Annotated in this window: 20 protein-coding genes, 4 tRNA genes and 1 pseudogene; 20 read left to right on the forward strand and 5 right to left on the reverse strand. The window is 67.0% G+C overall.

From position 1 onward, the window contains the following. Positions 1-3 precede the first annotated feature (3 nt). The 4 genes from ACL58G_RS13250 (at position 4) to ACL58G_RS13265 (ending at position 2,385) form a co-directional block, all read left to right on the forward strand. Complete coding sequence (locus ACL58G_RS13250; protein ID WP_413337710.1) at positions 4-1,215, forward strand: amino acid aminotransferase; 1,212 nt, start codon at positions 4-6, stop codon at positions 1,213-1,215. Between the two features lie 165 nt (positions 1,216-1,380). Next, positions 1,381-1,456: transfer RNA gene (locus tag ACL58G_RS13255), tRNA-Asn, on the forward strand. 67 nt (positions 1,457-1,523) lie between these two features. Continuing rightward, positions 1,524-1,599: transfer RNA gene (locus tag ACL58G_RS13260), tRNA-Asn, on the forward strand. A 93-nt stretch (positions 1,600-1,692) separates the two neighbouring features. Continuing rightward, positions 1,693-2,385, forward strand: a complete 693-nt coding sequence (locus tag ACL58G_RS13265; protein WP_440967291.1) for a hypothetical protein — start codon at positions 1,693-1,695, stop codon at positions 2,383-2,385. A 58-nt stretch (positions 2,386-2,443) separates the two neighbouring features. Here the strand turns inward: ACL58G_RS13265 and purT are convergent, their stop codons facing one another. Continuing rightward, positions 2,444-3,646: a formate-dependent phosphoribosylglycinamide formyltransferase gene (purT, locus tag ACL58G_RS13270; protein WP_440967293.1), complete on the reverse strand. Its 1,203-nt coding sequence runs from the start codon at positions 3,644-3,646 to the stop codon at positions 2,444-2,446. Positions 3,647-3,761: 115 nt separating this feature from the next. Here purT and ACL58G_RS13275 point away from each other — a divergent pair. The 9 genes and pseudogenes from ACL58G_RS13275 (at position 3,762) to ACL58G_RS13315 (ending at position 11,634) form a co-directional block, all read left to right on the forward strand. Continuing rightward, positions 3,762-3,837 (forward strand) — tRNA-Asn (locus ACL58G_RS13275). Between the two features lie 61 nt (positions 3,838-3,898). Next, on the forward strand, positions 3,899-5,002 hold the full coding sequence (locus ACL58G_RS13280; protein WP_440967295.1) for an acyl-CoA dehydrogenase: 1,104 nt from the start codon (positions 3,899-3,901) through the stop codon (positions 5,000-5,002). 22 nt (positions 5,003-5,024) lie between these two features. Next, a tRNA-Asn gene (locus ACL58G_RS13285) sits at positions 5,025-5,100 on the forward strand. 114 nt (positions 5,101-5,214) lie between these two features. Next, on the forward strand, positions 5,215-6,432 hold the full coding sequence (locus tag ACL58G_RS13290) for a YeeE/YedE family protein (RefSeq protein ID WP_440967297.1): 1,218 nt from the start codon (positions 5,215-5,217) through the stop codon (positions 6,430-6,432). A gap of 65 nt (positions 6,433-6,497) precedes the next feature. Further along, complete coding sequence (locus tag ACL58G_RS13295; RefSeq protein ID WP_440967299.1) at positions 6,498-6,875, forward strand: hypothetical protein; 378 nt, start codon at positions 6,498-6,500, stop codon at positions 6,873-6,875. Positions 6,876-6,959: 84 nt separating this feature from the next. Beyond that, positions 6,960-8,357, forward strand: coding sequence for an MFS transporter (locus ACL58G_RS13300; RefSeq protein WP_413384153.1), 1,398 nt, complete (start codon positions 6,960-6,962; stop codon positions 8,355-8,357). 26 nt (positions 8,358-8,383) lie between these two features. Beyond that, positions 8,384-9,479: pseudogene (locus ACL58G_RS13305) on the forward strand (tartrate dehydrogenase). Positions 9,480-9,519: 40 nt separating this feature from the next. Then, positions 9,520-9,861 carry an HNH endonuclease gene (locus tag ACL58G_RS13310; RefSeq protein WP_413384155.1) on the forward strand — a complete coding sequence of 114 codons (342 nt, stop codon included), beginning with the start codon at positions 9,520-9,522 and terminating at the stop codon, positions 9,859-9,861. Positions 9,862-10,005: 144 nt separating this feature from the next. Next, positions 10,006-11,634 carry a response regulator gene (locus ACL58G_RS13315; protein ID WP_413384156.1) on the forward strand — a complete coding sequence of 543 codons (1,629 nt, stop codon included), beginning with the start codon at positions 10,006-10,008 and terminating at the stop codon, positions 11,632-11,634. 27 nt (positions 11,635-11,661) lie between these two features. Here the strand turns inward: ACL58G_RS13315 and ACL58G_RS13320 are convergent, their stop codons facing one another. Both ACL58G_RS13320 and ACL58G_RS13325 read right to left on the reverse strand, forming a co-directional pair. Beyond that, positions 11,662-12,120 (reverse strand): response regulator, encoded by a 459-nt coding sequence (locus ACL58G_RS13320; protein ID WP_413384158.1) that lies wholly within the window; start codon positions 12,118-12,120, stop codon positions 11,662-11,664. Between the two features lie 18 nt (positions 12,121-12,138). Further along, positions 12,139-14,391, reverse strand: coding sequence for an ATP-binding protein (locus ACL58G_RS13325; protein WP_413384159.1), 2,253 nt, complete (start codon positions 14,389-14,391; stop codon positions 12,139-12,141). A 255-nt stretch (positions 14,392-14,646) separates the two neighbouring features. Between ACL58G_RS13325 and ACL58G_RS13330 the strand changes: the two genes are divergently transcribed. The 3 genes from ACL58G_RS13330 (at position 14,647) to ACL58G_RS13340 (ending at position 18,464) form a co-directional block, all read left to right on the forward strand. Beyond that, a complete protein-coding gene (locus ACL58G_RS13330; protein ID WP_413384161.1) occupies positions 14,647-15,495 on the forward strand; it encodes an alpha/beta fold hydrolase in 849 nt (282 codons plus the stop codon). Positions 15,496-15,526: 31 nt separating this feature from the next. After that, a complete protein-coding gene (locus ACL58G_RS13335) occupies positions 15,527-16,378 on the forward strand; it encodes a helix-turn-helix domain-containing protein (protein ID WP_413342544.1) in 852 nt (283 codons plus the stop codon). 181 nt (positions 16,379-16,559) lie between these two features. Next, positions 16,560-18,464 carry a hybrid sensor histidine kinase/response regulator gene (locus tag ACL58G_RS13340; protein ID WP_413384163.1) on the forward strand — a complete coding sequence of 635 codons (1,905 nt, stop codon included), beginning with the start codon at positions 16,560-16,562 and terminating at the stop codon, positions 18,462-18,464. Positions 18,465-18,467: 3 nt separating this feature from the next. Here ACL58G_RS13340 and ACL58G_RS13345 read toward each other — a convergent pair whose 3' ends face one another. Further along, positions 18,468-19,664, reverse strand: a complete 1,197-nt coding sequence (locus tag ACL58G_RS13345) for an esterase/lipase family protein (RefSeq protein WP_413384165.1) — start codon at positions 19,662-19,664, stop codon at positions 18,468-18,470. Between the two features lie 215 nt (positions 19,665-19,879). Beyond that, positions 19,880-21,124, reverse strand: a complete 1,245-nt coding sequence (locus ACL58G_RS13350; protein WP_413384167.1) for a dienelactone hydrolase family protein — start codon at positions 21,122-21,124, stop codon at positions 19,880-19,882. A gap of 204 nt (positions 21,125-21,328) precedes the next feature. On the opposite strand from ACL58G_RS13350, the gene ACL58G_RS13355 reads away from it, so the two are divergent. The 4 genes from ACL58G_RS13355 to ACL58G_RS13370 are packed head-to-tail and all read left to right on the forward strand — an operon-like array spanning position 21,329 to position 26,002. Beyond that, positions 21,329-21,766, forward strand: a complete 438-nt coding sequence (locus ACL58G_RS13355; protein WP_413384169.1) for a MarR family winged helix-turn-helix transcriptional regulator — start codon at positions 21,329-21,331, stop codon at positions 21,764-21,766. Beyond that, positions 21,763-23,499 carry an MFS transporter gene (locus ACL58G_RS13360; protein WP_413384171.1) on the forward strand — a complete coding sequence of 579 codons (1,737 nt, stop codon included), beginning with the start codon at positions 21,763-21,765 and terminating at the stop codon, positions 23,497-23,499. Before ACL58G_RS13355 ends, ACL58G_RS13360 begins: the two co-directional genes overlap by 4 nt. Positions 23,500-23,513: 14 nt before the next feature. Next, the gene (locus ACL58G_RS13365) at positions 23,514-24,635 is read left to right on the forward strand and encodes an HlyD family secretion protein (protein ID WP_413384173.1); all 1,122 of its coding nucleotides are present in this window, start codon (positions 23,514-23,516) and stop codon (positions 24,633-24,635) included. Further along, positions 24,632-26,002 (forward strand): efflux transporter outer membrane subunit, encoded by a 1,371-nt coding sequence (locus ACL58G_RS13370; RefSeq protein ID WP_413384175.1) that lies wholly within the window; start codon positions 24,632-24,634, stop codon positions 26,000-26,002. The genes ACL58G_RS13365 and ACL58G_RS13370 overlap by 4 nt, the downstream gene beginning before the upstream one ends. Positions 26,003-26,008 lie beyond the last annotated feature (6 nt).

Raw genomic sequence — 26,008 nt, forward strand, 5'->3', positions numbered from 1 at the left:
ACGATGAATTCCCCAGCTACTGCCAGCATCTTCAGCGCCATCGCCATGGCTCCCCGCGATCCGATCCTCGGCATCACCGAGGCCTTCAATGCAGACACCAACCCCGCCAAGATCAATCTGGGCGTGGGCGTCTACTACGATGACAACGGGAAAGTGCCGCTGCTGGAATGCGTGCAGAAAGCGGAAGCGAAGTTGATGGAACAACCGACGCCGCGTACCTACCTGCCGATCGAAGGCCTGGGTGCGTACGACAAGGCTGTGCAAGAACTCGTATTTGGTGCCGACAGCGCCGTAATTCAAGAGAAACGTGCAGTCACGGTGCAAGCCCTGGGCGGCACCGGCGCACTGAAGATCGGCGCCGACTTCCTGAAGCGCTTCTCGCCGGATTCGCAAGTCTACATCAGCGACCCGAGCTGGGAAAACCACCGCGCCCTGTTCGAAAGCGCCGGCTTCACCGTCAACAACTACGCCTACTACGACGCAGCCACGCACGGCGTCAACTTCGAAGGCATGCTGGCTGCGCTGAAAGCGATGCCGGAAGGCGCCATCGTCGTCCTGCACGCCTGCTGCCACAACCCGACCGGCGCCGAGCTGAACGCCGACCAGTGGGGCCAGGTGATCGAGGTGGTGCGTGCCAACAACCTGATCCCGTTCCTCGACATGGCCTACCAGGGCTTCGGTGACGGCATCGCGGAAGACGGCGCCGTCGTCCGCCGCTTCACCGCTACCCCCGGCCCGCTGCTCGTGTCGAACTCGTTCTCGAAGTCGTTCTCGCTGTACGGCGAGCGCGTGGGCGCGCTGTCCGTCGTCGCATCGACCGCGGAAGAGGCTGCCCGCCTGCTGTCGCAGCTGAAGCGCATCGTCCGCACGAACTACTCGAACCCGCCGACGCACGGCGGCAAGGTCGTCGCGACCGTCCTGTCCACGCCGGAACTGCGCCAGCTGTGGGAAGACGAGCTGGCCGGCATGCGCGTCCGCATCAAGCAGATGCGCGACGAGCTGGTCAAGAAGCTGGCCGAAAAGGCACCGGGCTCGGACTTCCAGTTCGTGCGCAAGCAGGTCGGCATGTTCTCGTACTCGGGCCTGACGAAGGAGCAGGTCGAGAAGCTGCGCGCCGAATCGATCTACGCCGTGGACACCGGCCGCATCTGCGTGGCCGCGCTGAACTCGAAGAACATCGATCGCGTCGTTGACGCCATCGCAAAAGTTCTCTAAAATCGCGGCCTTCCGTTAAGCAATTATTGTTGGCGGATCAGGGGCATTGAAGAGCCGTCGCGAGCGGCAGCAGTTCCGGTCGAGAAGCGCAGCCGTACTTACGGTACGGCGGGCATCGCAGACCGGAAATGCAACGCGCAGCAGGCTCTTCAAGCCCCCACCAATTCCCTGATAGCTCAGTCGGTAGAGCGACGGACTGTTAATCCGCAGGTCCCTGGTTCGAGTCCAGGTCGGGGAGCCAGATTTTCGCACGGTTGGCCTGCCAACTTTGCAAGCCGTTGGTGAGCGGCTATAATACGAACACCTATTCCCTGATAGCTCAGTCGGTAGAGCGACGGACTGTTAATCCGCAGGTCCCTGGTTCGAGTCCAGGTCGGGGAGCCAGAATTTCGGAAGGGGCATCGAGCGATCGATGCCCCTTTTTCGCTTCAGATAGATCCTGTTGCTGTCGCGACGGGCTCGGACCGGAGTTTGTTCATGCCGATCTCGCTTTCACTCCATATTTGTGCCTACCTCGATGTCCTCGGCGGTACGGATCTTTTCAAATGCGTGGACATCGAGGCATCCGAGAGGTTTGTTTCGATGCTGTCCGAGCTGGAGCGCCGCCTGAACGGAATGCGGCGTGACGGTACCCCGGTGGTCTGGGCGTTTACCGATAACGTGTTCGTCGCCTATCCTTTGCGAACCGCAGGAAAATTTTCGATCGAGCAGCAGGTTGGATACTTCCTGACCGAGATCGCCAATCAAGTCGAACAGATATTCATCCACTGTGAACTGCCGATGCGCGGAGCAATCACGGTTGGCAATCTTCACATCGATGATCAGACGGTGATCGGCGAAGCCATGGTGCGCGCTGTCGAGTTGGAGAAAAAGGCGAACTTTCCCCGCGTGTTGTTGGACGATGATGTGGTCAGGATGCTGCCGACGATGCCGCTAGCTCAAGAAACCCTCGTCTACGAAGCGGCGGACGGCGCCAGGTCTCTCAACTATCTTGGCTTACGTTTCTGGGGGTTCAAGTTTCATCGCGAACTGATCGAGCGAAGAATCGGCGAGGTGTCCAAAAATCCGCGCGCGCAGGAAAAGTATCAATGGCTGCTCGACTATCATGGCGATATCGAGCGCCGAGTATCTGACCTCGGGCTCGTGCATCCGAGGCCAGATCCGGCCTGATCATTGCGTCACGTTGCCTTGAATAGCGCGCGTCGTGGATGCGCGATGTCGTTGGCGCTTATCGGGCGCTGATGGGCTTCACCTTGCCCGCCGCCTCCAGCGCCCGCGCGCGCGCCGTGTCGACGTCGTCGGCCGTCGCCAGCGCCACGCCCATGCGGCGGCGCGCGAAGGACGCCGGCTTGCCGAACAGGCGGATGTCGCTGCCCGGCACGCGCAGCGCGTCGGCCACGCCTTCGAACGCGATGCCCGCCTCCTCCAGCTGGCCGTAGATCACGGCGGACGCACCCGGCGCGCGCAGCGCCGTGTTCACGGGCAGGCCGAGGATCGCCTTGGCGTGCAGCTCGAATTCGCTCTGCACCTGCGTCGCCATCGTCACCATGCCGGTGTCGTGCGGGCGCGGGCTCACTTCCGAGAACCACACCATGTCGCCCTTGACGAACAGCTCGACGCCGAACACGCCCTGGCCGCCCAGGTTCGCCGTGACCTTCCCGGCGATCTCCTGCGCGCGCCGCAGCGCGAGCGGAGCCATCGGCTGCGGCTGCCACGATTCGACGTAGTCGCCATGGACCTGCTTGTGGCCGATCGGCTCGCAGAAGCGCGTTTCGACGTTGCCGTCGGCACCGATCGCGCGCACGGTCAGCAAGGTGATCTCGTAATCGAAGTCGATGAAGCCTTCGACGATCACGCGGCCCGCATCCACACGCCCGCCGGACGCGGCGTAGTTCCAGGCTCGCTCGACGTCGGCGGCGCTGTCCAGCTTCGACTGGCCCTTGCCCGAGGACGACATCACGGGTTTCACGACGTTCGGAAAGCCGATCTCGGCGCAGGCGGCCTTGAGCTCGTCGAGGCTGGACGCGAAGCGGTACGGCGACGTGGCCAGGCCCAGTTCCTCGGCGGCGAGGCGGCGGATGCCTTCGCGGTTCATCGTCAGCTGCGCGGCGCGTGCGGTCGGGATGCAGGTGATCGTCCCGGCCGCTTCCAGTTCGGCCAGCTTCGCGGTCGCGATCGCCTCGATCTCAGGCACGACGAGGTCGGGCTGCTCCCGCTCGATCAGCGCGGCGAGGGCGGCGCCGTCCGTCATGTCGATGACGTGCGCGCGGTGCGCGACCTGGTGGCCGGGTGCGTTCGGGTAGCGGTCGACGGCGATCACTTCGATGCCGAGGCGTTGCAGCGCGATGATGACTTCCTTGCCGAGCTCGCCGGAGCCGAGCAGCATGACTTTGGTTGCGGAAGGGGAGAGGGGAGTGCCGAGGGTGGTCATTGGTCAGTGGGGGGGCAGGTCGGGAAGAGGGCGACTATAGCAAACAGTATCGCCGGGCGCACGCCGCGGGCGTGATTTGGCAATTCCTGGATTCCTGCTATAATATTGCCTCAATTCCCTGATAGCTCAGTCGGTAGAGCGACGGACTGTTAATCCGCAGGTCCCTGGTTCGAGTCCAGGTCGGGGAGCCAGAATTCGAAAGGCCGCGTACTCATTTTATTGAAGCGCGGCCTTTTTCATTTCCGCCGCACGATGACGAATCAATCCCCGCTCGCCGCGCGCGACGCCGCCTGTATCGACCGCTACGCCGCCACCGCCGACACGGACGGCTGGCTGCACCCCGTCCACCAGGCCCTGATCCACCACCGCCGCTGGCTGCGCATGCTGGCGCCGCGCGCGGTCGGCGGGGAAGAGCGGCCGCTGCCGGAGGTCGTGCGGCTGGAGGAAGCGATCGCCCGCGTCGACGGCAGCGTCGGCTGGACCGTCACGCTGTGCGCCGGCGCCGGCTGGTTCGCGGGCTTCCTGCCGCCGCACCTGGCCCGCGCGATCCTGGCCACGCCCCGCGCCTGCCTGGCGGGCAGCGGCGCCCCGACGGGCCACGCGGACCGCGAGGGTGACGGCTGGCGCGTCGAGGGGGAATGGGACTACGCGAGCGGCGCGCCGATGGCCACGCATTTCACGTTCAACGCCTTCCTGCGCGCGGACGGCCGGCCGCTGCTCGCTGCGGATGGCCAGCCGCGCATCCAGGCGTTCGTGGTGCCGAAGGAGATCGTCGAGATCGTGCCCCGCTGGCGCAGCATCGGCCTGCGCGCGACGGCGTCGCACGCCTACCGCATCCGCGGCGCGTGGGTCGATGCCGACCACGGCTTCGTGATCGACCCGGCCGCCGCGCGCGAGCAGGGGCCGCTGTACCGTTTTCCATTTCTCCCGTTCGCCTTCGTCACGCTGGCCGCGAACGTGGCCGGGATGGCGTCCCACTTCGTCGACCTGGCCCATGCCTGCATCGCGCGCCGGCGCAACCGGTTCGGCGCCCGGAACGAGCCGTTGATCGACGTGCCCGCCGTGCGCGCCGTGCTGGATGATGCCCGCGGCAGGCTGGATGGCGTGCGTGCGCGCTTCTACGCCTTGCTCGACGCGACGTGGTCCGACGTCGTCGCCGGCGCCGACGTCGCGGACGAACAGGCCGCGCAAATGCAGGCACTGGCACAGGAGTGGGTCGCCGCGTCGCGCCACGCCGTCGACACGCTGTACCCGTACTGCGGCCTCGTGGCGGCCAGCGCGGACAGCGCCATCAACCGCGTCTGGCGCGACTTCCATACCGCGTCGCAACACGCGCTATTGCTGCCGCTGAGCTGAGCCGCTATAATGCGGCCTCCTTTCCCTGATAGCTCAGTCGGTAGAGCGACGGACTGTTAATCCGCAGGTCCCTGGTTCGAGTCCAGGTCGGGGAGCCAGAATTCAAAATGGGCGTCGAGAAATCGATGCCCATTTTCGTTTTTGCCCGCCCCGGCAGGAAACAAAAAAACGAGCGAAAATAACGACTTACGTTATCTCGAGATCGTTTCCCAATGTCTACTGCAGCTTCTCCAACATTCCGCCGCGGCGCCGACGTCAACCCGAAACCGCTCGGCGTCGCGTTGTTGCTCATCGTCCTCGGCGCGTGGTATCTCGCGCAGACCGTCGGTGCGAAGCACGCCGCGCTGTTCGTCGTCGGCGCGCTGCTCGGCCTCGCGCTGTACCACGCCGCATTCGGCTTCACGTCCGCGTGGCGCGTCTTCATCGCGGACGGCCGCGGCGCCGGCCTGCGCGCGCAGATGATCATGCTCGCCGTCGGCGTCGCGCTGTTCTTCCCGGCGCTGTCCGCCGGCACCCTGTTTGGCAATCCCGTCAATGGGCTCGTGTCGCCCGCGGGCACGTCCGTGATCGTCGGCGCGTTCATGTTCGGCATCGGCATGCAACTGGGCGGCGGTTGCGCGTCCGGCACGCTGTACACGGTCGGCGGCGGCAGCACGCGCATGGTCGTGACCCTGCTTGCGTTCATCGCCGGTTCCGTCATCGCGACGGCGCACATGCCGTTCTGGACGTCGCTGCCGCAACTGAAACCGGTCTCGCTCGTGAAGACGCTGGGCCTGGCGCCCGCGCTGCTGCTCAACTGGGCCGTGTTCGCGCTCATCGCGTGCGTCACCGTCGTCGTCGAGAAGCGCCGGCACGGCCGCCTCGTCGACCCGACCGTGCGGCCCGCGCACGCGTCGCCGTGGCTGCACGGGCCGTGGCCGCTGGTGGCCGGCGCCGTCGCGCTCGTCGTGCTGAATTTCGCGACGCTCGCACTGTCGGGCCGGCCGTGGGGCGTGACGTCCGCGTTCGCGCTGTGGGGCGCCAAGGCCGCGCAGGCGGTCGGCATCGACACGGCGAGCTGGACGTACTGGTCGACGAAGGCGAACGCCGCGGCGCTGGCCGCACCCGTGTCGCACGACGTGACGTCCGTGATGGACATCGGCATCGTGCTGGGCGCGATGCTGGCGGCGGCGCTGGCGGGCCGCTATGCGCCCGTGTGGCGCGTGCCGCTGCGCTCGCTCCTCGCGGCCGTCGTCGGCGGACTGATGCTCGGCTATGGCGCGCGCCTCGCGTACGGCTGCAACATCGGCGCCTACTTCAGCGGCATCGTGTCGGGCAGCCTGCACGGCTGGCTGTGGCTCGTCGCCGCCTTCGTCGGCAACGTGTTCGGTACGCGGCTGCGTCCGTTGTTCGGGCTCGAAGTGGAACGGGTGCAACAGAGCGGCTGCTGAGTTCGCCATTGCAGTATCATGCAGCCTCGGTACCATTTGTTCCGGGGCTGCTTATGACGTTCTGCGTGCGCAGTAAAAACCTGGTTTCACAGCATATCGAAGTCGCACTCGTCTACAAGGACATGCTGGGGCTGGACGAGGCCCTGGCCTATCTGGCGCGGGAGGGCGTCCCCGGCGACATCGCCGAGCGCGTCCTGTTCACGGACCAGCGGCGCCAGGCCGATCCCGCCCGGTTGCCGCTGTTCCGCTGTCGCCGCAAGAACCACGTGCACGATGCCATCGTCGAGGCCGCCCTCAAGATCGAACGGCGTTTGGGCACGGACTACGCGCTCGCACTGATGCGGCAGGAGAACGTGCCGGACGCCGTCGCCGCCCGCGTCACCGCGCCGGGCCCTCGCCAGATCCGTGCGCGCAAGATCGTCCATTCGACGGCGAGCCCGTAAAGACGGGCGCCGTTCAAATCGGGGGATCGTCTGCAAGCTTCGTCCAGCCGGCCTACAATCGATCCTTTGCCGTCGGGATCGAGCATGCAAGCAGCAGTCAATACAACACCTCTCGAGCAGGACGGATTCCAGGATGGATTACCAGCGGGCCCGCGCGCCTGGGCCATCCTTGCCCTCGCGCTCGGCGTGGGCATGTCATCCCTCGATACCGCCATCGCCAACACCGCGTTGCCCGCGATGGCGCAGCAATTGCACGCCACGCCGGCCGACTCCGTGTGGATCGTGAATGCCTACCAGCTGGCCATGGTCGCCACCTTGCTGCCGATCGCGGCGCTGGGCGAAACCATCGGCTACCGCCGCGTCTACGTGGCCGGCATGGCCCTGTTCACGGTGGCCTCGCTCGCGTGCGCGCTCGCGTGGTCGCTGCCCGTGCTGATCGCCGCGCGCCTGTTCCAGGGCCTCGGGGCCAGCGCCATCATGGGCGTCAACACGGCGCTGCTGCGCGCCACGTATCCGGCAAAACTGCTGGGACGCGGCTTCGGCACCAATGCCCTCGTCGTCGCGGTCGGCTTCGCGCTCGGGCCGAGCCTCGCGTCGATCATTCTTGCCGCATCGTCGTGGCAATGGTTATTTGGTATTAACGTCGTGCCCGGCATCGTCGCGTTCTTCATGGCGCGCAAGGTGCTGCCGGAAACGCGCCGCGCGACCCACCGCGTGGACCGGCTCGCCGGCCTCTACAACGTCGTCGCGTTTTCGATGGCCGTGCTGGCGCTGGGCGATGCCGCGCACCGCGTGGACATGAAGACGTTGCTGCCGGAGGCATTGATCGCCCTGGTGTTCTTCGTCCTGCTGCTGCGCCGCGAGCGTGGCCATCCGGCGCCGCTGTTGCCGGTGGACCTGTTCCGCCGTCCGTTGTTCGCGCTGTCGACCATCACCGCCATCTGCACGTTCGCCGCGCAGGCGCTCGCATTCGTCGCGCTGCCGTTCTTTTTCGAGACGACGCTCGGCCGTTCGCCCGTCGAGACGGGCTTCCTGATGACGCCGTGGCCCGTGATGGTCGGCGTGATGGCGCCCGTCGCCGGACGATTGAGCGACCGGTATTCGCCGGGGCTGCTGGGCGGCATCGGCCTGTTGATCCTCGCGGCCGGCCTGGTCACGATGATGAGCCTGCCGGCAGCGCCGTCCGCCTTCGACATCGGCTGGCGCATGGCCCTCTGCGGCATCGGCTTCGGCTTTTTCCAGGCGCCGAACGTGAAGGCGATCATGGGCAGCGCGCCGGGCTCGCGCGCCGGCAGCGCCAGCGGCATGGTCGCCACCGCGCGCCTGACGGGCCAGGCGACGGGCGCCGCGCTCGTCGCGTTCTGCCTTACCATCTCTCACGTACGCGGACCATGGTTCGCGCTCGGCATCGCCGCCGCGTTCTCGTTCGCGGCCAGCGTGGCCAGTTTCTCGCGCCTGGTCGTCGCGGCACCGGCCGTGTGAGCTTCACCATTCAAGAAAGAAAACAGATGACACGACGTTTCAAGATCGCCGCCATCGCGGGCGACGGCATCGGCAAGGAAGTCCTGCCGGAAGGCCTGAAGGTATTGGCGGCCGCGGCCGAGCGCTTCGGCCTGCAGCTCGAGTTCACGCATTTCCCGTGGGCCAGCTGCGACTGGTACATCCAGCACGGCGAGATGATGCCGCCGGACTGGAAAGCGCAATTGTCCGGCATGGACGCCATCTATTTCGGCGCCGTCGGCTGGCCCGCGCTGGTGCCCGACCATATCTCGCTGTGGGGCTCGCTGCTCAAGTTCCGCCGCGAATTCGACCAGTACATCAACCTGCGCCCGGTACGCCTGTTCGAAGGCGTGCCGTGCCCGCTGGCCGGCCGCAAGCCGGGCGACATCGACTTTTTCGTCGTGCGCGAAAACACGGAAGGCGAGTACACGAACCTGGGCGGCGTGATGTTCCCGGACACCGAGCGCGAGATGGTGATCCAGGAATCCGTGTTCACGCGTTACGGCACCGACCGCGTGCTGCAGTATGCGTTCGAGCTCGCGAACGCGCGCCGGCGCAAGCATGTGACGGTGGCGACCAAGTCGAACGGCATCGCCATCAGCATGCCGTGGTGGGACGGCCGCGCGGACGCCATCCACGCCGAGTACCCGGACGTCACCGTCGACAAGCAGCACATCGACATCCTGACGGCCCGCTTCGTGTTGCAGCCCGACCGGTTCGACGTCGTCGTGGCGTCGAACCTGTTCGGCGACATCCTGTCCGACCTCGGCCCCGCGTGCACGGGCACGATCGGCCTGGCGCCGTTCTGGCAACCTGAACCCGGACCGCACGTTCCCGTCGCTGTTCGAACCCGTGCACGGCTCTGCGCCGGACATCGCCGGCAAGGGCATCGCCAACCCCATCGCGATGATCTGGTCGGGCGCGATGATGCTGTCGTTCCTCGCCGCCGGCCCCGATCCGGATCCGCGCTGCGGCGAGGCGCACGATGCGATCGTGGCCGCGATCGAAGACGTGCTGAAGAACGGACCGCGCACGGGCGACCTGGGCGGCACGGCGACGACGGTCGAGGTGGGCGACGCCATCGCGGCGCGCGTGCGCGGCTGATCATGCTTTAAACGGGCACGGCCGCCCCGATATACGAAACATGGCGCGCCGTTCCCGCATTCCCGACTTCGATTTTCCTGCCCAGCCCGCCGCGGCGGACAGCCCGTGTCCGCTGTGCGGCCGGCCGCTCGGCACGGTCAACATCGACCGGCATCACCTGATCCCGAAGTCGCTGAAGGGCAGGGAGCAGTTCCCTATCCACAAGATTTGTCATCGCAAGATCCATGCGACGTTTTCCGAGCGCGAGTTGCTGCGTACCTATCACACGTGGGATGTGCTCAAGGAGCACGGCGATATTCGGGCGTTCATCGAGTGGGTGATGAAGAAACCGCCGGCGTTTTATGCGCGGACGTTCACGTCGAATACCAAGAAGAGCCGCTGAGCAAAGTCTTCTATTATCAGGATGACATCGATTGTGTCGCACGATTGAATCGGACCTCTCCCCCGTCGTGCTTGGTGTTACAATCAGTTCTTACTTTTTTGCAATTCTGGTTCCTTTTTCAATGCCGCTATCCCCGCAGTTGCAATGAACCAAGAAGACGCCAACGCCTGCTCGGTTCTCCTGATCGACGACGAACCCTTTGCCGAGGACATCATCTCCCACGGCATGAAGGGATGCGCCTCGTATGCGCTGCGCTATGCCCGCGACCCCGGCATGGCGGTCGAGCTGGCCAAGGAAATCGGCGCGACGGTCGTGCTCGTCGACCTGCGCATGCCCGAGATCGACGGCTTCGAAGTCACGCGCCGCCTGCGCGCGGACAAGGACACCGAGCACATTCCCGTCATCCTGCTGTCGTCCGAAGAAGATCCCGAGATCAAGGCGAAAGCGTTCGCGCTCGGCGCCAACGACTACCTCGTCAAGTGGCCCGATCCGCGCGAACTCGTCGCGCGCGTGCGCTACCACAGCGATGCGTGCATCGCGCGGCGCCAGCGCGATGCGGCGTTCGTGTCGCTGCGTCTCAGCCAGGAGCAGCTGGCCGCCAGCCAGTCGGCGCTGTACCAGGCGCAGAAGATGGAGGCGATCGGCCAGCTGACGGGCGGCGTCGCGCACGATTTCAACAATGTGCTGCAGATCATCGGCGGCAATTTGCAGCTGCTGAAGCTGGTGGGCAACCTGAACGATGCCGGCAAGGCGCGCGTCGACATGGCGCTGGCCGGCGTGGGGCGCGGGGCCAGGCTGTCGTCGCACCTGCTCGCCTTTGCCCGCCGCCAGCCGCTGCAGGCCGTCGTGATCAATCCTGGCCATTTGCTGCGCGAGATGGACGACATGATGCGCCGCGTGCTCGGTCCACGCGCGCGCGTCGTGACCGACATTTCGGCAAGCCTGGGCAGCACGCTCGTCGATCCGAACCAGCTCAACAACGTGCTGCTGAACCTTGCGATCAATGCGCGCGATGCGATGGCGGGCGGCGGCACGCTGACGATCCGCGCGGCCAATGCCGGGCCCGACGGCGTGTTGCCGACCGAAGTGCCGCGCGGCCATTATGTGCTGATCGAAGTGGCGGACACGGGCAAGGGCATGGCACCCGAAGTGCTGGAGCGCGCGTTCGAGCCGTTCTTCACGACCAAGCCGACGGGACAGGGAACGGGCCTGGGCCTGTCGATGGCGTACGGGTTCGTCAAGCAGTCCGGCGGCGAGATCGTGCTGAGGAGCGAGCCGGGCAAGGGCACCAGCGTACGCATCTACCTGCCGCGCAGCGAGGCCGAGCCGCAGCACGCGGAACAGGCGCCGACGGCGCCGCTTCTGGGTGGCATCGAGACGATCCTCGTCGTCGAGGACGAGGAAGACGTGCGCAGCACGACCTGCGGCATCCTGTCCGCGCTCGGCTACAAGGTGCTGGAGGCGCCGGATGCGGCGAAGGCCGTGGAGATCGTGGAGCGCGGCCAGCATATCGACCTCGTGTTCACGGACGTGATCATGCCGGGCCCGGTGAGCAGCCTGCAACTGGGCGAGGTGGTGCGTGCGCGCCTGCCGCAGGCGCAGATTCTATACACGTCGGGCTATGCGGAGGGCGTGCTGGCGCACGAAGGGAAGCTGGAGGCGTCCGTCAACCTGTTGCAGAAGCCTTACCACCCGGACGCGCTCAGCGCGCGCATCCGGCATTTGCTACGCCGTAGGGCGGACACCCCTGTGCCCGCGCGTAACGATGCGTGACGCGAACATTCGCGTGGGCACGGATCGTTACTTGTTGGGCTTGACGTAGCGCTGCGACCCCGGCGGCGGTTCGTTCAGCACGGCCCAGAAAATGCCCAGGTCCGCGATCGCGCGCACGAATTCCGTGAAATCCACCGGCTTGACGACGTAGGCATTCACGCCCAGCTCGTAGCTGCGCACGAGGTCCTGTTCTTCCTTCGACGACGTCAGCATCACCACCGGCAGGGGCTTGAGCCCGTCCGTGCTGCGGACTTCGCGCAGGACTTCCAATCCATCCACTTTCGGCAGCTTCAGGTCGAGCAGGACGACGGCTGGATTGCCGGCCGCGCGCGACGCGTATTCGCCGCGGCGGTGCAGGTAGTCCAGCGCTTCGGCGCCGTCGCGCACGATGATGACCTGGTTGGCGAGCTGGCTCTTGGACAGCGCGATCAGCGTGAGTTCGAGATCGTTCGGGTTGTCTTCGACCAGCAGGATGGGTTTGAGCATGGATGTCTTCGTAAACTTTCAATGAGATGAGTCTGGCTTGGGCAGCGCGAACGAGAACGTCGCGCCTTCGCCCTGCACGGAGTCGGCCCAGACGCGGCCGTTGTGGCGCTCGACGATGCGGCGCACGTTCGCCAGGCCGATGCCCGTCCCCTGGAAATCTTCCATCCGGTGCAGGCGCTGGAACACGCCGAACAGCTTGTGCACGTATTCCATGTTGAAGCCGGCGCCGTTGTCCGCCACGTGGAAGACCGTCTCGTGCGGATGGTCTTCGGCAGAGATGCGGATCACGGCCGGATCGCGCTGGCCCGTGAACTTGACGGCATTGGCCAGCAGGTTGAACAGGGCCAGATGCAGGAACGTCGGGTCGGCCCAGGCTTCCGGCAGCGTGCCGATGTTCCACTCGATGTTGCGGCCGCGCGTTTCCAGCGCCAGCTTGTCGCGGCAGGAGGCGACGAGGTCGTGCATGTCGACCGTCGTCGGGCGCAGCGAGGCGCGGCCCATCTGCGAGAAGGACAGCAGGTCGTCGACGAGCTTGCCGGCCAGGCGCGCGGCTTCCTTGATGTTCTTGAGGAAGCGCTGGCGCTGCTGGGCGTCCTCGTCGCCGGCCGATTCGAGCAGCAGGTCGGCAAAGCCGACGATGTGGCGCAGCGGCGCGCGCAGGTCGTGCGACACGGAGTACGAGAACGCTTCCAGTTCCTTGTTCGCGCGGCCCAGTTCCTCGGCCAGTTCGGCCATCTGCTCCGCGCGTTCGAGCGCGATGCCGAGGAGGGCGGTGCGGAATTCCAGCGCCATCTCGATCTCGCCCTGGTGCCACGGCTGGCTCGTGCCGACGATCGTCTCGCGCCACGCTTTGAAGCTCGTGCGCGGCGACAGCTGCGTGGGCGGGGCGCCGGACCCGGCGCCCCGCGTGGGCACTTTCCCGTGCGGATTGCCCGCCCACTCGATCGTGTGTACCCACTCGGGACGGAACCACAGCAGGTAGTGCTTGTGGATGCGCGAGATCGGCATCGCGAGCAGGCCGCTGGCGTTGCGCGCGATGCGCGCCGCCGGCGGATACTGCGCGGACAGTTTATCGCTGTGGAACACGTCGCCGTGGTCGTGCAGCGTGAGCCAGTCGACGAGGGCGCGGATGTCGTCTTCCTCCGGCGTGTCGCCGTACGTGAGGACGCGGTCGTCGACCATGATCGCCACGCCCGACGCGCGCGCGAAGCGCAGCAGGTCCGGGAACACATTGGCCAGGTTCTCGACGAAGTCGCTGCCCTGCGTGAGGCCGGCCAGCATCGACACCATCGTGCGCCGCACTTCGAGGCGGAACTGCAGGTCGGCCGCGTCCTCGCGCGATTCGATGCACAGCGCGAGGATCTGGCCCAGCTGCTCGCACGCCGTGCGCTTTTCGAAGGTGACCGGGGTCGGTTCTTCGTTATGGCACGAGACCAGGCCCCACAGCTTGCCCTTGACCATCAGCGACACGGACATCGACGCCAGCGTGTTCATGTTGCGCATGTATTGCAGGTGCACGGGCGACACGCTGCGCAGCGCCGCGAACGACAAATCGTTCGGCCGGCCCGTGACGGGGTTCAGCGCCGGCACGAGCGGGGCGGGCACGTAGGTCGCGTCCTGGATCAGGCGGATGCGCGACAGCCTGTACAGCTCGCGCGCCTGCGCCGGGATGTCGGACGCGGGAAAGTGCTGCCCCATGTACGAGCGACAGCGTTCGTCGCGCGCTTCCGCCATCACGTGGCCGTGGCCGTCCGCGTCGAACCGGTAGACGAGCACACGCCCGAAACCCGTCACGGAGCGGATGTGCTGGCACGCCAGGCTCGCCAGCGCTTCGATGCCCGTCGCGTCGTTCACCTTCAGCAGGAAGTCGCCGATCAGCGGGTACAAGTGGCGGAAATCCGCCGCTTCCGCGCGGTCGACGGCTTCGAATTCGGCGATGGTCACGCCATCCCATTTGTGGGCCAGCACGTCGAAGTGGTGGCCGTTGGCCGTCGTGATCGTGCCTGCGTAGTACGGGCGCGGGCCCAGGTCGGCCGCCAGCTCGGGCGCGATACGCTGCGCCGCCGCGGCGCCGATCACGGCCGCCAGCGGCTGCCCGACGGCGTCCCCCGCCGCGACGCCGGTCCAGTCGCCCAGGTTGGCGCTGGCCTGCAGCACGGCCAGGTCGGGCGCGAGCGTCAGCAGGAAACCGTGCGGCTGGATGCTGCCGGGCGTGCGGATCGGTTCCTCGTCGCAGGTCGACAGGTCGAGGACGGTGGCGGCCTGGGTCATGGGTGGTCAACGGCGTCGGAAACGTCGGGTTGCAAGTGCAGCATTTTACATTGAAAAGTTGGGCGTCCGTCCGGCGTTCATACAACGATACCTCATCGATTCGCGCGAATCCGGCGAATTGCGCGGGTGTGTTGATGGCCTTGTCGCCGTAGAAATGGGAAATTCGACGACAGCCGTCATTACCTGGGAGGTAATCGCCGCGCCGCACGCCGCCGGGCACACTGGCTCCAACGTCAACCACCGAAGGAGACCATCATGACCCTGCAGCGACACACCCGCGCCTACACCGCCGCCCCGAACACCATCATCGCCGGCGACGTCAACCTGTACTACCGCGACTGGGGCCGCGGCCGGCCCGTGCTGTTCGTGGCCGGCTGGTCGATGTGCTCCGATTCCTGGGGCTACCAGATGATGGCGTTGTGCCGGCAGGGCCTGCGCTGCATCGCCTTCGACCGGCGCGGCCACGGCCGCTCGTCCGACCCGGGCGGCGGCTACGACCTCGACACGCTGGCCGACGACATCGCGGCCGTCATCGAAGCCCTCGACCTGCGCGACGTCGTGCTGGTCGGGCATTCGATGGGCTGCAACGAGATCGTCCGCTACCTCACGCGCCACGGCAGCGCGCGGGTGACGCAGGTCGCGCTGCTCGGGCCGATGACGCCGGGCATCACATTGTCCGCATCGAATCCGCACGGGGTCGACCCCGCGCTGCTGCAACAGTTCCGCAGCACGCAGCTGCTGCACGACTTCCCGCGCTGGATCGAGGAGAACGTCGAGCCGTTCGTGCCCGGCGCCGGCCCGCGCATGCGCGACTGGCTCGCGCAGATGGCCCTGCAATGCTCGCTCCAGGCGCTGCACGATTGCCACCTCTGTGTGGAGGCGTCAAGCATGGAGGCGGAACTGGAAGCCGTCGACGTGCCCGTGCTCGTGATCGCCGGTGCACTCGACGTCTCCGCGCCGCTGGAGCTGACCGCGCGCCGCACCGCCGCCCTCGTGCCGGACTGCCGCCTCGTCGTCCACGAAGACGCCGCGCACGGCATGTTCCTCACGCACGTGGAGCAGGTCAATGGCGAGTTGCTTGAGTTCATCCGTGCGGAGGTCTAAATTGACGCTTTTACATCAACAGGGGATCACGATGCAGGATGGACACGCGGACGCGCGCGGCGACGGCTACTTCAGCGACTTCGGCTCGGCGCTGCGCTACTGGCGCACGCGGCGCGGCTACAGCCAGCTGCGTCTTGCCGTGGATGGCGGCGTCTCGCAGCGGCACCTGAGTTTCCTGGAGAGCGGACGGGCGCAGCCGAGCCGCGACCTGGTCCTGAAACTCGGCATCGTGCTCGACGTGCCATTGCGCCAGAGAAACGCGATGCTGCTCGCCGCCGGTTTCGCGCCCGCCTACCAGGAGCGCAACCTGTCCGATCCGGAACTGTTGTCCGTGATGCAGGCGCTCGACTTCATGCTGCGCCAGCAGGCGCCGTTTCCGGCCCTCGTCGTGGACCGGCTGTGGAATCTCGTGATGTTCAACGAGCCCGCCGCCGGCTTCATGAAGTGGCTGCTGGGCCTGCCGCCGGACGCGGCCATCCCGCGCGACGGCTCCATCAACGTGCTGCGCCTGATGCTCGACCCGAACGGGCTGCGGCCGCGCCTCGTCAACTGGGAGGCCGTGTGCGCGGACAGCCTGTTGTGGATCCAGCGGGAAGCGATGGCGGACGGGCCGGGCAGCGAGGCGACGGCGCTGCTGGCCGAACTGTCCGCGTTGCCCGGGATGGCGGGACTGTCCGACGGCCACGTGCCGAACCTCGACCGGCGCGCGCTGCCGTTCCTGCCGCTGACGATCGCCCACGAGGGTGTGGAACTGAACCTGTTCACGACGATCACGACGCTCGGCACGCCGCACGACGTCACTGTGCACGAGTTGCGGCTGGAATCGTTTTTTCCGGCCGACGGTACGACGGCGGCATGGTTCCGCGAAAATTTTGCGGTGTAATAACACTCATCAATTCCGGTGATTTTTGGTGAAGATGCATCGTCAATGCAAGTTTTCTTGCCCAATAAAATCCTAAAATTGACAATGTGAAATTCGTTAATCGCAACGCGCGCAAGGCTTTTTCCTGCGGTGTATGATGACCCGGTTTTGACCCTATTCCGAGCGCATTCAGCCGTAGTAAATGAACGACCTGACCCCCACGCAATCCTGGCCCGACGAGCGACGCTACCAGTACCTGATCTCCGGGATCAGCGACTACGCCATCTACATGCTCGATCCGAACGGTTACGTCAGCAGCTGGAATGCCGGCGCCAACCGGTTCAAGGGCTATGTCGCGCAAGAGATCCTGGGCGAGCACTTCTCGCGCTTCTACACGCCGGAGGACCGCGAAGCGGGGAAGCCCGCGCGGGCGCTGGCGCTCGCGCTGGCGGAGGGCAAGTACGAAGCCGAGGGCTGGCGCGTGCGCAAGGACGGCTCGCGGTTCTGGGCCCACGTGGTGATCGATCCGATCTACAACGAGGAGGGCGTCCTGCTCGGCTTCGCGAAGGTGACGCGCGACGTCACCGAGCGCAAGCGCGCCGAGGATGCGCTGCGGGAAAGCGAGCAGCGCTTCCGCCTGCTCGTAAACGGTGTCACCGACTATGCGCTGTTCATGCTGTCGCCGGAAGGCACCGTCACCAACTGGAACCCAGGCGCCGAGCGCATCAAGGGTTATCGCCAGGAAGAGATCGTCGGCAGCCATTTCTCGCGCTTCTATACGCCGGAGGACCAGGCCGAGGGCATCCCGAAGCGCGCGCTGGACACGGCCGCCGCGGTGGGCCGCTACGAGTCCGAGGGCTGGCGCGTGCGCAAGGACGGCTCGCGGTTCTGGGCCCATGCCGTGCTCGACGCCGTCCGCGGCGACGACGGCGAACTGCTCGGCTTCGCCAAGATCACGCGCGACCTGACGGAAAAGAAGAAGGCCGACGAGGCGCTGGAAAAGGCCAGCATCGCGTTGTACCAGGCGCAGAAGATGGAATCCATCGGCCAGCTCACGGGCGGCGTCGCGCACGATTTCAACAACCTGTTGTCGGTGCTGTCCAGCGGCATCGAGGTGCTGAACCTGCAGCGGGGCGAGGGCGATGCGCGCACGCTGGAATCGATGCGGCGCGCGATCGACCGCGGCGCGCGCCTGACGCAGCAACTGCTCGCGTTCGCGCGCCAGCAACCGTTGCAGGCGGAAACGCGCAACCTCAATGCCGTCATTCGCGGCTTCGAGACCGTGCTGCGCCGCGCGGGCAATCCGTCCATCGATTTCGTGATCGACCTCGACCGCAAGGCCCACAATGCGCTGATCGACAGCGCCCGCTTCGAATCGGCGCTGCTGAATCTCGTCGTCAACGCGCGCGACGCGATGCCGGAGGGCGGCCGCCTCGTCATCGCGACGGGCAATATCGTGGCGGACGGCCAGCATCCGGCCGGCCTCGCGCCGGGCGAATACGTGCGCGTGACCGTCAGCGACACGGGCACCGGCATGCCGCCGGACGTCGTGGCGCGCGCCTTCGAACCCTTCTTCACGACGAAGGAAGTGGGCAAGGGCACCGGCCTGGGCCTGTCGCAGGTCTACGGCTTCATCAAGCAGTCGGGCGGCGAGGTTGCCATCGACAGCATGCCGGGCGAAGGCACGACGATCGCGATCTACCTGCCGGCCGTCGTCAATCCCGCCGAGGAGGCCCAGGCCGAGCACACGGAGCGCGTCCTCATCGTCGAGGACGAGCCGGACCTGATGGACGTGGCCGCGTCGCTGTTCACGAGCATGGGCTACGAGGTCGTCACGGCCGCCAGCGGGCAGGAAGCGATCGACGTGATGGAACAGCGCGACATCGACATCCTGTTCACCGACGTCGTGATGCCGAACGGCATGAATGGCATCGAGCTGGCCAGCTACACGCGCGAGCATTATCCGGCCACCAAGATCATGCTCGCGTCCGGCTATCCGCTGCCGGCCCTCAAGCAGCGGCATGGCGTCGACCTCAACGAGTTCGCGTTCGTCAACAAGCCGTATCGGCTGTCGGACCTGGCGCGGACCTTGCGGTCGGCCATGTAAGGTCTACAACCCGAAGATGATGTCGCTGATCCGCTCGTAGACCGGGTCGGCCGACGGCCCGTTGTTCGGCCAGTTCAGGATGTCGAAATGGTCGTAGCCGCGGTAATTGCCGAGGAAATTCCACGTCCCCCTGACGGCCTTGCCGTCGTAGTCGCGCACCGGATGCCCGCTCGGCGCGCGCATGCTCACCGTGTTGACGACGCCATCGTTCGGAAACCAGGCGCTGTCGATGCGCACGCGGCCCGGCGCGTTCTGCGTGTACGACCCCATGCCCGGCTGGGCCAGCGAGCCGACGATCCATTCGCCGGCGAACAGCTTGAAGTACGGGATCATGTCCGCGCGCGGATACTGGAACTGGACGTTCTGTACGGGCGCGAGCACGCGGTCCGTGCCGTTGCAGCACCAGGCGCCGGCTTCGGTCGCCAGCGTCCCCACCGAAAAATAATAGACCGACGGCGACGTCAGCGCCCAGCGGTTGAATTCGCGCGCGCCGTCCGGCGCCAGTTCCCAGTGGGCCAGTTCGTTGTCGAGGATGTCGCGCAATGGACTGCGCAGGTTCGGCAGCACGTCCACTACGGCATCGCGCAACGTGGTGCCGTCGTGTGGCGCGGAGATCGTCACGACGCTCCTGATCCAGCCGACCTTGCCGCCTTGATAAAGTTCGCCGCCGCCCTCGTCGCCGTCGGGCGAGCCGTGTTCCAGCAACTGGACCAGGGCGCGGATCGTCGTGCCGCCCTGGCTGTGGCCGATCATGTGGACCGGGTGCGCGGCATCCCATTGCGGGTAGAACGCGAGCGGGTAGTTTTCCGGATTGTTGGCGGGGTCCGCGGCCCAGCATTTGCCGGCCGGCTTCTGCGCCTGGCCGGGATAGCCGTAGCGCGCCACGTGGTGGGCGCCATAGTCGACGCAGCCCCCCTTGATCTGGGCATACAGCTCGGCGGCGCGGTCCCAGTTCGACGCGATTGCGCCCACCTGGGCCGTGAAGACGGTATGCGGGCCGTGGTAGACGGTCAGGTGCGCGGCGATGTTGCCGTAGCCGCCCCAGTACAGGAAGCTGCCGAGCGGATGCGATTCCGGCCCGAAGCCGAGGACGCCGTGCACGAGCACGACGGGATCGTTGTTGGTGGCGCGCGCGGGCGTGCCCAGCAAGGCGGCAAGCGCCAGCAGCGCGCAGGCGCAGGACTTCGTCAGTCGCAACATGTGACTCTCCATTGGACGTGGCGAGCCCATTGTCGGTTTGATATGCGGCACGGAGTTTGCGCTGCCTCGACCGGGACGGCGAATGGCGTGTTGCAGTGCAACAGAATGGCGCAGGTGTCGTTTGCGCGCTGCGTAGGTGGGCGCCCTGCGCCCACGCGGGCGTATGCGGCTCGTTGACGTTACGCGTGGGCGCGGGGGGGCCCCGCACCCAGCGATCAGTTCGCCGCCGTCATGCCCGCCGCATTGCCCACCGCGCCATCGCCCGGCGTGGCCGGGGCCGGCGTATTGGATGCCGTGACGGCAGCCTTCTCGGCCAGGTCCGGGTTCCACACGACGTGCTCGTCCACCGAATACAGGCGGCACGGCTTGTCGCTCTTGGCCGAGCAGGTGGCCAGGGCGCGGGCTTCCGGATCCTCGCCTTCCTCGGCCCAGCACCAGGCGCCGCTGGGCGACACGGCGAACGCGCGCGGCGTCATCTTGGTCAGGTATTCGCGGTAGGCGCGCTTGCCGTTCTCGGACAGGAACGGCACGGCCTCGACGTCTTCGATAACGGCGAAGTTCGTCGCCTGCGGCTGTGGCGGTTCCGGCACCTTGTACACGACCCTGGTCGGCATGCCGATCTGCTGCAGGAAGTGCATCGTGTCGGCCAGCCATACCTTTTGTCCGTCGCGGCTGGCCAGCATTCCATGCGAATCTCGCTTGAACGGGGCGTACTCGACGAGCTGGGCGCGGCCGCCGGCCTGTTCGAACGCGTCGTGCATGCGCGCCACGAGTTCCGGCGAGAACAGCGAATCGTTCTGGCCGTACATCCACAGGCTCGGCAGCTTGTTCTGCGACCCGTACTCGGCGAAGGCCGACACGAGGGCCGAGCGCCAGCCGCAGCCGTTGCTGTCGTCGCGCAGGCCGCCCGCGAAGTTGATCAGGCCGCGCACGCCCGGCAGGTCCTCGGTGCCGAGCGCCATCGTCGCGAGGCCGCCGTACGACTGGCCGGCGACGACGATATGGTCCGCGTCGACCCACTTCTGCGCACGCGCGTATTCGAGGGTGTCCTTGATGTCCTCGGCCTGGGTGTAGCCGTTGGCCGTCATGTCGCAGCCATGGTCGCGGTAATAGCCCGTCGAGTTGGCGAAGCCCTGGCGCATCGGCACCATCACGGCATAGCCGCGTTCCACGAAGGCGTGGGCCATGTGGTAGAAGCGGTCGCGCGGCTGCAGGTTCGGGTGACCCGGATCCTTGCCGTGGTTGACGATGATGAGCGGGAAGGGCCCTGGGCCGTTCGGCTGGAACACGGTCGTTTCCAGGCGGGCCTGATGGTCCTGGCCGGCCGGGATCAGGACGATGTGCTCGTTGATCCGATAGTCGAGCTGAAGCTCTTGTTCGATGGCGAGACCCGGCAGCAGGGCCAGGGCGGCGATGAAGGCGGACGTCAGTTTGCGAACGGAAGGGCGGACTTTAAGCATGGAAGACTCTGGAGCGACACCGGGTTTGCACTTTTCCCCGAGAACTGATTGCCTCGCGGAATGAATTGATTCTAAGCACGGTGATTTCTCAGAGCAATGTCCAATTAACCAAATCTCGAACTAAATCTTCACGTGTGGCCACATTTGCCATAACAGGCAGATAATCTGGATGGCCAACGATTGGGATACCCATGTTTAACTGACATGACTACCGACGACCCCGACGACCGTTTCCTGCAAGCGCTGCAAGGCAGCGCGCGCGCCTGGCGCCTCGCGCTCGAACGCCACCTGAAGGCGAACGGGCTGACGATGGCCGGCTGGAACGCGCTGACGGCCGTGGCCGACAGCCCCGAACCGCCGTCGCAGCGGGAACTGGCGCGCCGGCTCGGCGTGGACGGCGCCACGCTCGTGACGACCCTCGACCGTCTCGTCGCGGGCGGCCTCGTGCGGCGCGGTTCGGAGCCGGGCGACCGCCGCGTCAAGCGCATCGCGCTCACGCCGCAGGGCGAGGCGGTGGCGCGCCGCGTCCACGCGGAAGCGGATGCGCTGCGGCGCCTGACGGTCGCGCGGCTGGATGCCGGCGCCATGGCGGCGGCGGCGGCCGTGCTGGAAGACCTGCGGCGGCTGCTGGAGAACCCATGAGCGACGCCGACTACGCGCCGCGCCAGTGGCATCCCGACGAGCGCCCCACGCTGCCGGGCGGACCATCGTTTCCGAAGCACTCGACGCCGCGCCGCGTCGCCTATTTCCTGATCGGCACGCTCGTGACCATCACGGGCGGCCTCGGCAACGCGCTCGTCACCGTCAACCTCGTCAACCTGCAGGGCACGCTGGGCGTCTTCGCGGCCGAAGTCAACTGGCTGCCGACGGCCTACGTCATGACCAATGTGTCGATGAACCTGTTGCTGGTGAAATTCCGCCAGCAATTCGGCCTGCGCGCATTCACCGAGTTCTTCCTCGTGCTGTATGCCCTGATCACGTTCGCGCACCTGTTCGTCAACGACCTGGGCTCCGCGATCGCCGTGCGCGCGGCCCACGGCATGGCGGGCGCGGCGCTGTCGACGCTGGGCCTGTACTACAGCCTGCAGGCTTTCAAAAAGGAGTGGCGGCCGCGCGGGATCGTGATCTCGACCGGCATCGCGCAGCTGGCCCAGCCGATCGCCTACATCTTTTCCAGGAGCCTGCTGCAGATCGCGGAATGGCGCGGACTGTATCTGTTCGAGCTCGGGCTCACGCTGGTCACCCTGGCCGCCGTGCTGTGGCTGAAGCTGCCGCCGGGCGACCGCTTCAGGGCGTTCCGGCCGGCGGATTTCCTCACGTTCTCGCTGTTCGCGCCCGGCATGGCGCTGCTGTGCGCGGCGCTCACGTTCGGCCGCGTGCTGTGGTGGACGGAGAATGCATGGGTGGGCATCGCGCTGGCCGTGTCCATCGTGCTGCTGCTGGCCGCGATCTGCGTCGAGCACAACCGCGACAACCCCCTGCTGAACATCCGCTGGCTGACCAACGGCATGATCCTGCGCCTGTCCATCGCGCTGATGCTCGTGCGCGTCGTGCTGTCGGAGCAGAGCGTGGGCGCCGTCGGCTTCCTGCGCCTCGTGGGCCTGAACAACGACGAGATGCAGACGCTGTTCATCGTCATCCTGCTCGCGACCATCCTCGGCATCGTCGTTTCGGTGCTGGTCACCCGGCCGCCGCACCTGATGGCGCCGCAGGTGGTGGCGCTGTTGATCATGGCGCTGGGCGCATGGATCGATTCGAACGCGACCAACGCCACGCGCCCCGCCCAGATGTACGTGAGCCAGGGCCTGCTGGCGTTCGGCGGCGTGATGTTCCTCGGGCCATTGCTGCTTACGCTGCTCGGGTCCGTGATCGCCAATCCCGCGAACCTGATCAGCTTTTCCGTGCTGTTCGGCCTGACGCAGAACCTGGGCGGACTGATCGGCTCGTCGCTGCTGGGCACGTTCCAGGTGATGCGCGAAAAATACCACTCGTCCGTGCTGGCCGAGCAGCTGAGTTCGCTCGATCCGCTCGTCGCCGCGCGCATCCAGCAGTACGGGGCGGCGTACGCGCGCCAGCTCGCGGACCCGTCCGCGCGCACGCGCCAGGGCATCTCCGTGCTGACGCAGACGGCCGCGCGGGAAGCCAACATCCTCGCCTACAACGACGTGTTCCTCCTGATTTCCATCATCGCCACCCTGTTGGCCGCGTGGATCTTCGGCCGCTCGCTGTGGCTGAAATACGTAGCGCCGCCACCGCCGGCGCCGGTGCCGGTGCCGGCGCCGCCCGAGCCGACCGATTCGCCGATCGCCGTCCCGTCCGGCGACCGCCGCACGGCGCCGCGGCCGCCCCAGCCGACGCCGGCCGTCCCAACCTGAACCGAGCCCCGACCATGCCGGAAACGACGCCAACCCAACAAACATCGAACCGCCACGTCATCGCGAGCGGCCTGCTGTTCGCCTTCATCGCGCTGATCGGCGTCCTGATCGTGCTGTATGCCTGGAACCTGCCGCCGTTCCACAGCGCGCTGCAGACGACGGAGAACGCGCTCGTGCGGGGGCAGGTGACGATCATCAGTCCGCAACTGTCCGGCTACATCGTCGAAGTGGACGTGCAGGATTACCAGGTGGTCCACCAGGGCCAGCTGCTGATGCGCATCGACGACCGCATCTACCAGCAGAGACTGGACCAGGCCAAGGCCCAGCTGGCGACCACGCGCGCCGCGCTGGCGAACTTCGCGCAAAGCCGCGGCACGGCCAGCGCCACCATCCAGCAGAACCAGGCCGCCGTCGCCAACGCGGCCGCCCAGGCGCAGCGCGCGAATGCCGACCTGAAACGCGTGGAAGAACTGGCGGCCGACGGTTCGCTGTCCGCGCGCGAACGCGACGCCGCCCGCGCCACCCGCGCGCAGACCGTCGCCGCCGCCGAGCAGGCGCGCGCGGCCCTCGAGATCTCGCGCCAGAACCTGCGCACCGTGGAGGTCAACCGCGCGTCGCTGGAAGCGGCGGTCGCGAACGCGGAGGCGGCCGTGCGGCTGGCCGAGATCGACCTGTCGAATACCCGCATCGTCGCGCCGCGCGACGGCCAGCTGGGGCAGGTCAGCGTGCGCCTCGGCGCGTTCGTCAACGCCGGCGCGCAGCTGACGGCGCTCGTGCCGCAGGCGATGTGGGTCGTCGCCAACATGAAGGAGACGCAGATGGCCGACGTCCGGCTGGGCCAGCCCGTTACGTTCACCGTCGACGCGCTGAATCACGCGAAGCTGCGCGGCCACGTCGAGCAGATCGCGCCGGCCACGGGGTCCGAGTTTTCCGTGATCGTGCCGGACAATGCGACGGGTAACTTCGTCAAGATCGCCCAGCGGATTCCGGTCCGCATCAGCATCGACCCGAACCAGGAACTGGCCACGCGGCTGCGGCCCGGGATGTCGGTGGTGGCCAGCATCGACACGAAGGCCGGTAGGGTGGGCGCCCCTGCGCCCACGCGTACGCCCGGGTCCACGGGGAACGCTCGATGAAGCGGGTGCTCATGCTCGCCACCTGCGCGGCGCTGCTGGCCGGCTGCCGCATCCCCGTGCCGCCGCCGCCGCAGGCGACCTTGAGCGTGCCGCCCGCGTGGCGGGGCCAGGTCGGGCCGGGCGCGCCCGTCGAACGGGACTGGTGGCATGCGTTCGCCGATCCCGCGCTGGACCGCCTCGTCGCGCAGGCGCTGGAGCGCAACAACGACGTGCGCACGGCACAGGCGCGGCTGCAGGAATACCGGGCGCGCGTCCAGGTGGCGCGCGCGGCCGAGCAGCCTGCCTTGTCCGTTGGGTTCACGCCCACGCGGGCGCGCGTGATCGGGCCGTTCGGCACGCCGATCGATACGACGTCGCTGCAGGGCGCGTTCCAGGCCGCCTATGAGCTCGATCCGTTCGGACGCACGGCCAACCTGACGGAAGCGTCGCGGCTGGACTACGCCGCGCAACAGGCGGCGGCGGACGCGACGGCGCTGTCGGTGGCGGCGAACACGGCGTCCGGTTATTTGAATCTGCGCGGCCTCGACGCCCAGCTGGACCTCGCCCGCGCCACCCTGGCATCGCGCCAGCGCTCGCTGGACCTGGCGCGGCGCCAGTTCGAGGTCGGCTACAGCTCGCGCCTGGAATTGTCGCAGGCCGAGGCGGAATACCGTGCGACGGCCGCCGTCGTGCCGCAGCTGGAGCGGGCGATCGCGCAGCAGGAAAACGCGCTCGACATCCTCGCCGGCGCCAATCCCGGCCCCGTCGGACGCGGTACCGAACTGACGCGCCTCAACGCGCCCGCGATCCAGCCGGGGCTGCCGTCCGAACTGCTGCGCCGGCGTCCCGACATCGCGGCGGCCGAACGCGCGCTCGCCGCGGCCGACGCGAGCCTCGCGGCCGCGCGCGACCAGATGCTGCCTTCTCTGCGCCTGACGGCGTCGCTGGGTGCGTACGCGAACGATTTGCCGACGTTGCTGTCGTCCCCGACAAGGTTGTGGAGCGTGGGCGGCAGCGTGCTGGCGCCGCTGTTCGACGCGGGCCGGCTGCGCGCCCAGGCCGAGATCAGCGCCTCGCTGCGCGACCGCGCCGTGTTCGCGTACGAAGCCGCAGTACGCAATGCGTTCGCCGACACGGAGAACGCGCTGACGGCCGTGCGGCGCCTGCGCGAGCAGCTGGACGAGGCCGAGGCGCGCCGGGTGGCCACAAGCGAGGTGCTGAGGATCGCCCACAACCGCTACCGCAACGGCTATTCGTCGTACCTGGAAGAGCTGGACGCCCAGCGCAACGCCTTCGCCGCGGAGAACGCCGCGTTGCAGCTGCGCGCCGCCTGGCTGCAGGCCCACGTCGACCTGTACCGCGCGCTGGGCGGCGGCTGGCATCAATAACGACCA

The sequence above is a fragment of the Massilia sp. GER05 genome (assembly GCF_052056005.1).
Taxonomy (GTDB): Bacteria; Pseudomonadota; Gammaproteobacteria; order Burkholderiales; family Burkholderiaceae_D; genus Telluria; species Telluria orientalis.